Below are 11,865 nucleotides of genomic sequence, written 5' to 3'. Positions count from 1 at the left end.
TTTTATTAGTTATATATCGTTAATGCAACTCATTGAATTTTAGACGATTAAATGTATAATTAACTAAGTATTGGTTTCATTGACCTATTGTCAAAAAAAGAGGGTGTAGCCAAAAATTATTTTGACACACCCTCCTGAACGAGATTTCAAAATTAGTTACTCAGCCTTTTTGGGAGCTGCTTTCTTGGCAGCAGGCTTTTTTGCAGCGGGCTTTTTCTCAGCCTTCTCAGCCTTCTCAGCCTTGGGAGCTTTCTCTGCCTTTTCAGCCTTGGGAGCAGCCTTCTTTGCTACTTTCTTCTCAGCCTTGGAAGCAGCCTCCTTGTTCTCGAAGCGGGCGAGCATGTTCTGGAGTTTGGAGATTTCCTTCTCCTTCAGTTCCAGTTCGTCGCCTTGATTCTTGATGGTGGTGAGCAAGGAGTTGAGTTCCTCGTTGTCAATGTCCAGCGGATAGCGGTCGTTGACGCGGGTGATGAAGTCACCGAGGATGTTCATGTAGTTGGTGAAGGCATCGTAGGGAGAATCATAGATTCCGCGATAACCACCGTAACTGTTGGGCTTGGTGCTCATGAAGCGGAGGTTGTTGGAAGCCTGGAGATAGTCAAAGTCCTGCATGAGGCGGCGGTCGCGGCAGATGCGAACACGGTCAGCGATGGAGTAGAGTTTGTCGATGGCTTCACGCTGCATGACGTTTCCGAGCCAGGGGGAGAGGTCTCTTTCTTCGTCCACCCAAGAAGTAGGGTAGGTGACGGTGAGTTCGCCTGCGGACTTCATCTTGCTGCAGATTTCGGATGGTGTGCTGAAGATGATTCCGCGTTCTTTGAACTGTGCGGGGAGAGCCTTCATGAACTCGAGGATGTTGGAAGAGAGCGGCTGGAAGATGCCGAGCGCGCAGAGTTCCATGAAGATGTTGACCACCTGTTCTTCTTCGGGAAGGTTTCCAATCCAGTTGGCGTAGGTGTCAGCGAAGAGAGGATATTCGCTCCAGGAGGAGTCGTTGAAGCGGAAGGAGATGTCCTCAGAGAGTGAGTAATCGCGGAGAAGGAGCTTGAGCTTCGGGTTGCGGTTGCAGTGGTAAACGAAGTGCGGGCTCTTCCAGCCGAGCACGTGTTTTGCTCCTTCTGCGAGCATTCCTTTGAATCCCATGGAAGCGACGAGCTCTCCGATTTCGTCAGAGTAGATGAGGGCGGAGTTGCGGAAGATTTTGGGTTCTTTTCCAAAGAGAGCCTTCACTTTTGCGCAAAGACGCTGCACTTCGTCGCGGAAGGTTTCGGGATTTTTGAGTGAGGAGAATCCGTGTGAGTAGGGTTCGGCGAGGAACTCTACGCATCCTTTTTCGTTGAGTTGCTGAAGGAGTTCAATGACCTGGGGTGCGTGGTTCTCGAGTTGTTCGATGGCGCATCCGGAGAGTGAGATGGCACATTTGAAGTAGCCGGGGTGAGCATCCGCCATTTCAAGGAGTGCTTCGATTGCGGGCACGTAGGAGCGCTCGGCAGTTTCTGTGATGGAGCGAGCGTTCTCGTAGTCGTCATAGTAGTAGTGGTCCGTGCCGATGTCGAAGAAACGATAGCGCTTGAGGTGGATGTTTTGATGTATCTCGAAATAAAGACAAACGGTTTTCATGATATGTGGAATATTAATGGATTAGTTGACTGTAAACATCGTAGATTTTCTTTCCGACTTTTTCCCAAGTGATTTGGTCCACTTCGTTCTTTCCTTCAACTTTGAGGTATTCGTGGAGAGATTCGTTGGTGCAGAGGGAGTACATGGCGTCTGCCATGGCGTTGATGTCCCAGTAGTCGGTTTTGATGCACTTGTCAAGGATTTCGGCGCATCCACTTTGTTTGGAGATGATGGAGGGCACGCCACATTGCATGGCTTCGAGGGGCGAGATTCCGAAGGGTTCGCTGACGGAGGGCATGACATAGACATCGGAGTCTGCGAAGGCTTCATAGACTTGTTTCCCGCGCATGAATCCGGGGAAGTGGAAACGGTCGGCGATGCCTCTCGCAGCAGCCATGTTTATCATGTCGTTCATCATGTCTCCGGAGCCTGCCATGCAGAATCGGATGTTTTGTGTGCGTCGGAGGACGAGTGCTGCGGCTTCCACAAAATATTCCGGTCCTTTCTGCATGGTGATTCGTCCGAGGAAGGTGACGACTTTTTCCTTTTTGTTGGTGCGTTGTTTGCGTCGCTCCGCCACCATGTCCAGGATGTCTTGTGAGAGAGGATAGACGGCGTTGTGCATGGTGATGCACTTTGCGGGGTCTTGGTGGTAGTGGTTGATGACGGTTTGGCGTGTGAGTTCGGAGACGCACATGATGCAGTCGGCGTGGTCCATTCCGTCTTTTTCAATGCCATAGACCGTTGGGTTCACTTGTCCGCGGGAGCGGTCGAAGTCTGTGGCGTGGACGTGGATGACCAGTGGTTTTCCGCTGACGTTCTTTGCGTGGATTCCGGCGGGGTAGGTGAGCCAGTCGTGAGCGTGGATGATGTCAAACTCCTGCTGGCGTGCGATGACGCCTGCCACGATGGAGTAGTTGTTGATTTCATCCTGCAGGTTCTCGGGATAGCGTCCGGAGAAGCCGATGCATCCCAAATCGTCGGTGAGCCGATAGTTGAAGTCGGCGTAGATGTGATCTCGGAGATCATAGTAAAGTTGGGGGTCCATCTTGGTTCCGAGGCGCTCTCGCAGATAATCGGGATTCACGTCGCGCCAAACGATGGGTGTTTCGCTCAAGCCGATGATGTTCATGAAACTTTTGTCCTCATCGCCCCAGGGCTTTGGAAGACAGAAAGTGATGTGCATATCAGGTTGAGCTGCCAGACCTTTGGTGATGCCATAGCTGGCTGTGCCAAGTCCGCCTAAGATGTGAGGAGGGAACTCCCAACCGAACATTAAGACTTTCATGATGTCAGATTTATGGATATTCGTTTTCAAATGGTCTTTTCTCCTTGAGAACTTTGAGTTTATTTTTGTGGAGAAAGACCTTCGCTCGTGTCCTTTGCCGCAAAAGGTGTGAGTTCAAAGGTGGGGAACTCTATACCTTATTTATATATATTGCGGTGCGGACTTTGCGATTTAGAAGGTTGAGTTATACTTTTCGAGTTGCTGCAGGGCACGAAGGATGCCGCTGACGTTCATGGCGAAGGAAATGGCACCTCGTCCGTGGAAGGGCGGGTTTCCGTCGAAAAGTTCGGGAATGGTTCCGACGCAATGGTAGAACAATTCCTCCTCGAAACCAATCAGCTGTCGCTCAATGTAGTTCACGCCGCTCATGCGATAGACGCGGAGGTATGCTTCCAGATAGAAGCCGGTGAGCCAAGGCCAAGCGGTTCCTTGGTGGTAGGCGAAGTCGCGCTGCGTCTGCTTTCCGACGTACATTGGGTTGTAGCCGCCGCTCTTGGGGGAGAGGGAGCGGATTCCCTTCGGGGTGACAAGTTCTTTGGTGCAGATGTCAAGCACGGACTTGCGCTCCTTCATGTCAAGCGGGGAGAAATCAAGGGCAATGGCGAAGAGTTGGTTGGGTCGAACGCTCCAGTCCATCATCTGTCCGTCCACATAGTCAAGCAGATAGCCGTATTCGTTCAAGAAAACATCTTTGAAAGATTTGGCGAGTTTTTCTGCTTCTTTTCCGGTTTCTTCAGCCACTTCGGCATGACCTGCGCCCGGATTCTCGGTGAGGATTTGCTCAAAGAATTTCAGGGCGTTATACCACAAGGCGTTGAACTCCACGATATAGCCGGAGCGGGGCACGATGGGGCGTCCGCCACACTGGGAGTTCATCCAGGTGATGGCGTGGTCACGGCCGTTGGCATAGACCAGTCCGTTTTCGTGAATGAAGAGGTTGGGATGTTTTCCGCTGCGAACGTATTCAATGATGTCACGCAGCAAGACACCATATTTTTCATAGCAAGCAGTGCGGGAAGTGTATTTGGCATATTGTTGGATGCACCAGATGGCCCAGAGCAGGGTGTCGGGCTGTTCCATCTCGTAGATGTCCACTTCGAGCGGTTCTTTTCTGATGAGATTGTAGATGGCTTTGCTTGCGGTTGCCATGTACATTTCAAATCTTTCTTTTTCTCCGATGGCGAGGGTGAGTCCCGGCATGGAGATGAAGGTGTCGCGAGCTCTGGGCTTGAACCAGGGATAGCCTGCGAGGAGATAGTTTTCTCCGTCTTTGGTCACGCGGAACTGGTGTGCGGCGTTGACGAGGCAGTGATAGAAACTGTCGCGATGGTCAAGGCTTTCACGTTCTTTTTCGAGCAGGACGCTGATTTCCTTGGGTTTGATGGGGGCGATGCCGGCGCTGAAGATGATGCTTTCTCCTTTTTTGATGGGCATTTCAAAATAGCCCGGGGTGAGGAGATCTTCAGTGGATTCATAGCCGCGCTCGCGTTCTTTGGGGTATTCCAGTCCTCGGTACCAATCGGGGCAGTAGTTCCAAGCCGCTTTTTTGCTGGTTTGCATGTAGAGGTCGGGATATCCTTGATAGAGACACATTCGAACGCCGTTGCTCACCTCGTCGTAGCTGCTGTTGGCTGTTCCGTTTTCGTGAGTCCACTGTCGAACGCTTCGGAAAGCGAGGAAGGGTCTCAGACGCAGGGTGGTGGCGGAGTGTGCATCCAGCAGGGTGTAGCGAATGTAGATGCGATGAATGGAAGTGTCGAAAAGGATTTCTTTTTTGAGGAGTACGCCGCCCACGCGGTAGGTCCAAGTGGGAACCTGCTCCCATTCAAAGCTGACGATGTATTTGTGTCCCTTGGGACTGTAGTTCTCTCCTTGATATTTATGCAACCCGAGGTTAAATTCGGCTCCGTGCTGAATGACCGTCTCGTCAAGCGATGAGAGCAACACGTGGTTCTCATCGTCAAGTTCGGGAACGGGGATCACGAGCAAGCCATCGTACTTTCGGATGTTGCAGCCAACCAAGGTGGTGGAGCAATACGCGCCTGACCGGTTTGTAATCAACATCTCCTTGTAGAGAGAGTCTTGCAAATTGGTCATTTGCGATTTGTCAAATCTTAGATAGCACATGGTATTTAGATGATTTAGGGTAGTTGATTTTGCAGTCTGTCTTTCCTCGTGAGGAAAGCCTAAAGTTTTAGGTTTTGCATACGTGCTCCCAAAAGTAGATAAAAATTAATTACACAAAAAAGTTTTTACGAAAAAAAATGCTTTTCCGCCCTTTTTGTTGGGTTTTACTCAAAAAAAGCACCTTGAAATTTGTTAAAAAGGGGTTCTCTGACTACTTTTGCTTTGAATTACAGGCGGCACCCTTCGTGTGCGGTTTGAAAGACAATTTGTGGAAATCTTCTTTTCTCATGTGGGATTTTCACTCCTTGATTCTTTTTAAGTAATCCTCAAAAAATAACCTGCATCATCTTTGAAAATCTTTTCGGTCCATATTTCCTCCCTCATCAGTCACATAGCTACGGCTATGCTCCTTCTTCGGGTGAAAATCTGACCTCGAAAATGTCATTCAAATCTGACGCAACTGATTATTTTCATATTACTAAATCAGAAAAAAGGACATCTTGAGAATTAGTCATGATTATTAATCTAAAATATGACCCATCGCGAATCACCAATGCGATGAAAGAAGTGTGGGGTGTGCTCACTCCCTCACAGCAGAACCTGTTTTTGAAATATATGCAGGTGCAGAAATATCGAAAGAACGAGCTCATTTATCGTCAGGGAGAGAGTCCGCAGAATTTGCTTTGTTTGATTTCAGGAAAAGTGAAAATCTACAGCGAAGGTGACGAAAGTGGCAGTTTGGGCGTTGGTGGACGCTGCATCATCAACCGTGTGCTTCGTCCCGTGCAATATTTTGGCTATCGTGCTTTCATTGCGGGAGGACCTTATGTCACTGCCGCCGCTGCTTTTGAGGAAGCCACTGTGGTTGCCATTCCCATGCAGGTCGTGGAAGAGGTTTTGTCGGTGAATGTTTCGCTTTGTCGTTTTTTCATGAAACACCTTGCCGTGGATTTGGGCATGGCTGATTGTCGTGTGGTCAGTTTGACGCAAAAACACGTGAGAGGTCGATTGGCTGATACTCTTCTTTCGTTATATAATATATATGGTGTGGAGAGCGATGGCGTCACGCTCAATTTGAAGATTTCGAGAGAGGACATTGCCGGTCTTTCCAACATGACAACCAGCAATGCCATCCGAACGCTTTCAAACTTCAAGGACGAGGGCGTGGTGGAGATTTGCGGCAAACAAATTCGTTTGCTGAGTGTGAGTGAACTCCAAAGAATCTCCCGACACGGGTAGGGGACAACTCCTCACTTTTTTATTTCTACAAGAATGTTCTGTGATTTTCCAAGAATGATTTATTAGTTTTTTACATAAAACTAAGGTCAAAGAAAATCGTTTAATGAACTCTTAATGAATTAGTTGCCTGTCTTTGAAGGGGGCAGAGGGTCGATGTTGCTCTCTGTAACTCTTTTAGTTTCTTTGTCAAGGAATGAGAAACTCGATTTCTTCCGGCAGGATGTCAATGTCCAGTGATTGCGGCGTTTCGTGAATCATTCTTCCGTCCACGCTGAGAGGGATGTGGAGCAAGGCGGGGAAATGGATGTGAGAAGTGCGCCAGACTTTCACGCCTTGCATGGTGAGGAAACGTCCTGTGAACAGGAGCCAGAGTCCTTGGAAGAGTTGCATGGGCAAAGGTTTGGAAACGAGGGTCAAGTCCAGTTGACCGTTGTAGGGGACGGCACTTGGTGTTTGTCCGTAGCCGTGCGCCGAGCCGATGCAGAGTGTCATGGCAGACTGTTTCACGTCTTCTCCGCTCAATTTGAAATGATACTTGAAGTTCATTTGTTTGAAGATGAGTGAGATGGCGGAGGCGAAGTAGGAGAGTGTTTTTAACCCAAAAAGTTTGCTTGTTCTTCTGCGAAGATTGGTGATGGAGGCTGCCACGCCGAGGTTGGCGCAGTTGAGGAAGAAGGTGGTGTTTTCAAGTTGGTTGTGACTGTAGAGTCGGAGTCTGCCGACGTCAATTTTTCGTGTGTGGTGATAGATTAGCCCGTCGATGGTTTGTTTGTAGTTGTCAGGCGTCATTCCCCAGTATTTTGCAAAATCATTTCCGAATCCGTTGGGAATGACTCCCAGGGCGGGGTGTTTTCCGTCGGGGCAGGGTGTGTTCATGATTCCGCAGAGAGCATGGTTCAGCGCGGCATCTCCTCCGACGACGAGGATGGTTCGATAGCCTGAGCGTGTCATCATGGAAGCCAGTCTTTCGACAGAGCCCGGTCCTTCGCTTTGAACAAAATCGAAGAGGATTCCTTTTTGTTCCATGTAGCGGCGGATTTTTTTCCACCTTTTGTGTGTGCTTGTTGAACCTTCTTTGGGACTATATATGATTGCCCATGATTTTGCCGGCATAGTATGGGTGGTTTATGGTTTTCATGAATGAGTTGCGTGCAAAGTTAGGAAAATCCTCTGTTCCGAGAAGGATTTCTGAATGCGATGCTCCTCAGGGTGTTCTGTCAAAAAGAAAGTTCTTCAATGAATTCTTGCTTCATCACTTCTTCCGGTTTCATCCAGTGGATTTCTATTCCTCTTCGTTCCATGCCTCGGAACCATGTCATTTGTCGTTTGGCAAACTGATGGATGGCAATTTCCAGTTGCGAAAACATTTCTTCAAAAGTGAGTTGACCGATGACGTGAAGAGTGAGATATTTGTACTCTAAGCCGTAGTAAATCAAGTCTTCAGCGGGTATGCCTTCTTGCAGGAGTTGTTTGATTTCGTCCAGCATTCCTTCGTCCAGTCTTTTCTTCAAACGTGCGGTGATTCGTTGGCGGCGTGTTTCTCTGTCCACTTGGATGCCTATGTTGTAGGACGTCAATTCCGGGAACTCACGTTCCGGGAGTGGGTGGCGCGCGTTGTGTTCGGCGATCTCAATGGCTCGGATGGCTCGTGCGGGCGTATCGACGTCGGTCGTGTTGTGCAGTGTTTTGTAGGTGGCGAGCAGTTTGGTGAGTTCTTCGAGTGTTTTTCCTTCCAGTGATTGTCTCAGTTCCGGGTTTTGTGGCACGGGCGAGAGTCGGTAACTTCTGAGGATGCTTTCGAGATAGAGTCCCGAGCCTCCGCAGACAATGATTCTTTTGTTTCTCTCGTTGATTTTTTCGTAGGCTTTCAGAAAGTCCTGCTGATATTGAAAGACGTTATATTTTGTTCCCGGTTCGACGATGTCAATGAGGTGGTGAGGAATGTTTTTCCCGTTCACCACATATTCCTCCAGGTCTTTTCCTGTTCCGAGGTTCATTCGTCGATAGACCTGCCTGCTGTCTGCGCTGATGATTTCCGCGTCAAGTTTTTCGGCGAGTCTGACAGCCACTCCGGTTTTTCCGGAAGCGGTGGGTCCGAGGATGGTGATGAGTTTTGGAAGTTGGGACATGGAGTTTGTGGGGGCGTTAGGGAAAGTGTGACTATGTCTGTGTCTTTTAATCTCAGAGTTTTAGGCTCAGAGTCTTAGTCTCAGATTTTTAAAATCTCAGAGGTTTTTAAAGGCAGAAAAAAGAAGAGGCTGCGTCTCCACCGTAGTATTGACACAGCCTCTTTTTTGATTCAGTCAGTTGTTCGACTCATTTTGATGGATTAGGCGTTCACCTTAGCCATGTGTGCGATGAGTTCGAGCACCTTGTTGGAGTAGCCGATTTCGTTGTCATACCAAGAAACGACTTTCACGAAGGTGTCGGTCAGTGCGATACCAGCCTTAGCGTCGAAGATGGAGGTGCGAGTGTCACCGAGGAAGTCGCTGGAAACGACAGCGTCTTCAGTGTAGCCGAGCACACCTTTGAGTTCACCTTCAGATGCTTCCTTCATGGCAGCGCAGATTTCAGCGTAAGTAGCGGGCTTAGCGAGGTTCACGGTGAGGTCCACAACAGATACGTCAAGGGTGGGGACACGCATAGACATACCGGTGAGTTTACCGTTGAGTTCGGGAATAACCTTACCTACAGCCTTAGCAGCACCAGTGGAAGAAGGAATGATGTTGCCTGAAGCAGCACGACCGCCGCGCCAGTCTTTCAGAGAAGGACCGTCAACGGTTTTCTGAGTAGCGGTAGTAGAGTGTACGGTGGTCATCAAACCATCGGTGATGCCGAACTTGTCGTTGAGCACTTTAGCGATGGGGGCGAGGCAGTTGGTGGTGCAAGAAGCGTTGGAAACGAACTGAGTTCCTTTCACATACTTGTCGAAGTTCACGCCGCAAACGAACATGGGGGTGTCGTCCTTGGAGGGAGCGGACATAACAACATACTTAGCACCTGCTTCGATGTGAGCCTGAGCCTTTTCCTTGGTGAGGAAGAGACCGGTGGATTCAACCACGTATTCAGCACCCACTGCATCCCACTTCAGGTCAGCCGGGTTGCGTTCAGCAGTAACACGGATATGGTTGCCGTTTACGATGAGCTCGCTCTTTTCAACGTCAGCTTCGATTGTGCCATCGAAAGCACCGTGCATGGTGTCATACTTCAGCATGTAAGCCAAGTAATCTACAGGGCAGAGGTCGTTGATACCTACAATCTGAATGTCGCTGCGAGTCTGAGCGGCGCGGAATACGAAACGGCCGATACGACCGAAACCGTTAATACCTACTTTAATCATGATTTTTTGAAACTAAAACTATTTTAAAAAGGGTTTGTAATTCGGTGAATTCTCTCGGTGAAAAAAAGAATCAACGTCAAAATGCCATTTTTTCTCTTTTTCCGCTGCAAAAATACAAAATCCTTTTTACTTTTGTGCCTAGTTTTAATTATTAATTTTTTCAAAATGAGCAAATCTTCGTTCCTAAAAGAGTTTAAGGACTTCGCTGTGAAGGGAAACGCCCTTGATATGGCGGTTGGTGTAATCATTGGTGGCGCTTTCGGAAAGATTGTGTCCTCCATCGTCAATGACCTCATCATGCCGCCCATCGGATGGCTCGTCGGCGGCATTGATTTCAAAGATTTGAAATATGACTTGCCCATAAACCCGCTCAATGAAGGCGGAGAGCCAGTCTCCATTGCCTACGGTAATTTCCTTCAGACCTGTTTTGACTTCTTCATCATCGCTTTCTGTGTCTTCCTCATGATTCGCGCCTTGATGAAACTTTCCAAGAAGAAGGAAGAGGAGAAGCCGAAAGAAGAGCCCAAACCCTCCGAAGAAGTGATGTTGCTGCGTGAAATCCGAGACGCGCTGAAAAAGTGATTTCTTTCTTATTATATATATAGGAACAAAGGTATAAAAACGATGCAGCAAAAAATCATCATTTTGGACTTCGGCTCTCAGACCACGCAACTCATTGGTCGCCGCGTGAGAGAGTTGGACACTTTCTGCGAAATTCTCCCCTACAACAAATTTCCTCACGATGACCCTTCCGTCATCGGCGTCATTCTTTCAGGCTCTCCTTTCAGCGTCTATGACAAGGAAGCGTTCAAGGTGGATTTGTCCGAGATCCGCGGTCGCTATCCCATCCTGGGCATCTGCTATGGTGCGCAATATATGTCGCAGCTCTACGGCGGCAAGGTCGAGCCGGCGGGCAGCAGAGAATATGGGCGTGCCAATTTGGAGACCATTGATCTTGAAAACCCCTTGTTTCAAGGTTTTGAAAAAGGTTCGCAGGTTTGGATGTCCCACGGCGACACCATCACTGCCATTCCCGAAAACTTCAAGTGCATTGCCTCTACTTCCAAGGTGAAATATGCAGCCTATCAGGCAGAGGGTGAGCAACTTTGGGGCGTGCAGTTCCACCCCGAGGTGTTCCACTCCGTCCAGGGCAGTCTGCTTCTCCGCAACTTCGTTGTCAACATCTGCGGCTCGGTTCAAGACTGGAGTCCCGCTTCTTTTGTGGACAGCACCGTGGCTGCGTTGAAGGAACAACTGGGCGACGACAAGGTCATTCTCGGACTTTCCGGCGGCGTGGACAGTTCTGTTGCAGCTGTGTTGCTCAACCGTGCCATCGGCAGCAATTTGACTTGTATTTTTGTGGACCACGGCATGTTGCGCAAGAACGAGTTCCGCGACGTCCTGCACGACTATGAGTGTCTCGGTCTTCACGTCATCGGCGTGGACGCTTCCGAGCGTTTCTTCTCCGACTTGAAGGGCGTGACCGACCCTGAGCAGAAGCGCAAAATCATTGGTCGTGACTTTGTGGAGGTTTTCAACGCCGAAGCTCGTAAAATCAAGGGCGCAGGCTGGCTTGGTCAGGGCACCATCTATCCTGACCGCATCGAAAGCCTCAACATCACCGGCAAGGTCATCAAGAGCCACCACAACGTGGGCGGTCTGCCCGAAGAAATGCACCTCCGGCTTTGCGAACCGCTTCAGTGGCTTTTCAAGGACGAGGTGCGCCGCGTCGGTCGCCAGCTCGGCATGCCGGAACATCTCATCACGCGTCATCCCTTCCCCGGTCCGGGCTTGGCGGTGCGAATCTTGGGAGAGGTCAATCCCGAAAGCGTGCGCATCCTTCAAGAGGCTGACGACATCTTCATCCGAGGACTCCGCGACTACAAAACACGCATGAAGGTGGAGGACGCACGCCGTCTTCTCGCAGCGGGCGTTCCGCAGTCCATGGTGGAAGACGGGGAAATCGAGGTGTCTCTCTATGACCGCGTTTGGCAGGCGGGTGCCGTCTTGCTCTCGACTGTCCGCAGCGTGGGCGTCATGGGTGACGAAAGAACCTATGAACATCCCGTGGCTCTCCGTGCCGTCACCAGCACCGATGCCATGACTGCCGACTGGGCACATTTGCCTTACGATTTTCTCGCCCGCGTTTCCAACGACATCATCAACCACGTCAAGGGCGTGAACCGCGTTTGCTACGACATTTCCTCCAAACCGCCTTCAACCATTGAGTGGGAGTGAGCCTCCTGCGATG

9 protein-coding genes are annotated in these 11,865 nt (G+C 49.7%); 3 read left to right on the top strand and 6 right to left on the bottom strand.

Translation table 11 applies throughout. From position 1 onward, the window contains the following. Positions 1-156: 156 nt before the first annotated feature. The 3 genes from I6E40_RS09845 to I6E40_RS09835 form a co-directional block, all read right to left on the bottom strand. Positions 157-1,620, bottom strand: a complete 1,464-nt coding sequence (locus I6E40_RS09845) for a glycoside hydrolase family 57 protein (RefSeq protein ID WP_235386867.1) — start codon at positions 1,618-1,620, stop codon at positions 157-159. 13 nt (positions 1,621-1,633) lie between these two features. Further along, on the bottom strand, positions 1,634-2,908 hold the full coding sequence (locus tag I6E40_RS09840) for a glycosyltransferase family 4 protein (RefSeq protein ID WP_235386866.1): 1,275 nt from the start codon (positions 2,906-2,908) through the stop codon (positions 1,634-1,636). A 171-nt stretch (positions 2,909-3,079) separates the two neighbouring features. Continuing rightward, positions 3,080-5,035, bottom strand: coding sequence for a glycogen debranching enzyme N-terminal domain-containing protein (locus I6E40_RS09835; RefSeq protein WP_235386865.1), 1,956 nt, complete (start codon positions 5,033-5,035; stop codon positions 3,080-3,082). A 513-nt stretch (positions 5,036-5,548) separates the two neighbouring features. On the opposite strand from I6E40_RS09835, the gene I6E40_RS09830 reads away from it, so the two are divergent. Continuing rightward, positions 5,549-6,274, top strand: coding sequence for a Crp/Fnr family transcriptional regulator (locus tag I6E40_RS09830; protein ID WP_235386864.1), 726 nt, complete (start codon positions 5,549-5,551; stop codon positions 6,272-6,274). A gap of 186 nt (positions 6,275-6,460) precedes the next feature. Here the strand turns inward: I6E40_RS09830 and I6E40_RS09825 are convergent, their stop codons facing one another. The 3 genes from I6E40_RS09825 to gap form a co-directional block, all read right to left on the bottom strand. Beyond that, the gene (locus tag I6E40_RS09825) at positions 6,461-7,387 is read right to left on the bottom strand and encodes a diacylglycerol/lipid kinase family protein (protein ID WP_235386863.1); all 927 of its coding nucleotides are present in this window, start codon (positions 7,385-7,387) and stop codon (positions 6,461-6,463) included. 104 nt (positions 7,388-7,491) lie between these two features. Continuing rightward, the gene (gene miaA / locus I6E40_RS09820) at positions 7,492-8,403 is read right to left on the bottom strand and encodes a tRNA (adenosine(37)-N6)-dimethylallyltransferase MiaA (RefSeq protein WP_235386862.1); all 912 of its coding nucleotides are present in this window, start codon (positions 8,401-8,403) and stop codon (positions 7,492-7,494) included. Positions 8,404-8,603: 200 nt separating this feature from the next. After that, a complete protein-coding gene (gap, locus tag I6E40_RS09815; protein ID WP_235386861.1) occupies positions 8,604-9,614 on the bottom strand; it encodes a type I glyceraldehyde-3-phosphate dehydrogenase in 1,011 nt (336 codons plus the stop codon). 165 nt (positions 9,615-9,779) lie between these two features. Here gap and mscL point away from each other — a divergent pair, with 165 nt between their 5' ends. Then, on the top strand, positions 9,780-10,196 hold the full coding sequence (gene mscL / locus I6E40_RS09810) for a large-conductance mechanosensitive channel protein MscL (RefSeq protein ID WP_235386860.1): 417 nt from the start codon (positions 9,780-9,782) through the stop codon (positions 10,194-10,196). A 42-nt stretch (positions 10,197-10,238) separates the two neighbouring features. After that, a complete protein-coding gene (gene guaA / locus I6E40_RS09805; protein WP_235386859.1) occupies positions 10,239-11,852 on the top strand; it encodes a glutamine-hydrolyzing GMP synthase in 1,614 nt (537 codons plus the stop codon). Positions 11,853-11,865 lie beyond the last annotated feature (13 nt).

The sequence above is a fragment of the Prevotellamassilia timonensis genome (assembly GCF_021531665.1).
Classification (GTDB): domain Bacteria; phylum Bacteroidota; class Bacteroidia; order Bacteroidales; family Bacteroidaceae; genus Alloprevotella.
The sequence above is the reverse complement of the archived record's forward strand: the minus strand, read 5'-3'. Positions and strand labels throughout refer to the sequence as shown.

What these genes read in the sequence shown, in the direction of transcription:
- I6E40_RS09845 (WP_235386867.1), bottom strand. Translation starts at nt 1,620, where the DNA reads ATGAAAACCGTTTGTCTTTATTTCGAGATACATCAAAACATCCACCTC.
- I6E40_RS09840 (WP_235386866.1), bottom strand. Translation starts at nt 2,908, where the DNA reads ATGAAAGTCTTAATGTTCGGTTGGGAGTTCCCTCCTCACATCTTAGGC.
- I6E40_RS09835 (WP_235386865.1), bottom strand. Translation starts at nt 5,035, where the DNA reads ATGTGCTATCTAAGATTTGACAAATCGCAAATGACCAATTTGCAAGAC.
- I6E40_RS09830 (WP_235386864.1), top strand. Translation starts at nt 5,549, where the DNA reads ATGATTATTAATCTAAAATATGACCCATCGCGAATCACCAATGCGATG.
- I6E40_RS09825 (WP_235386863.1), bottom strand. Translation starts at nt 7,387, where the DNA reads ATGCCGGCAAAATCATGGGCAATCATATATAGTCCCAAAGAAGGTTCA.
- miaA (WP_235386862.1), bottom strand. Translation starts at nt 8,403, where the DNA reads ATGTCCCAACTTCCAAAACTCATCACCATCCTCGGACCCACCGCTTCC.
- gap (WP_235386861.1), bottom strand. Translation starts at nt 9,614, where the DNA reads ATGATTAAAGTAGGTATTAACGGTTTCGGTCGTATCGGCCGTTTCGTA.
- mscL (WP_235386860.1), top strand. Translation starts at nt 9,780, where the DNA reads ATGAGCAAATCTTCGTTCCTAAAAGAGTTTAAGGACTTCGCTGTGAAG.
- guaA (WP_235386859.1), top strand. Translation starts at nt 10,239, where the DNA reads ATGCAGCAAAAAATCATCATTTTGGACTTCGGCTCTCAGACCACGCAA.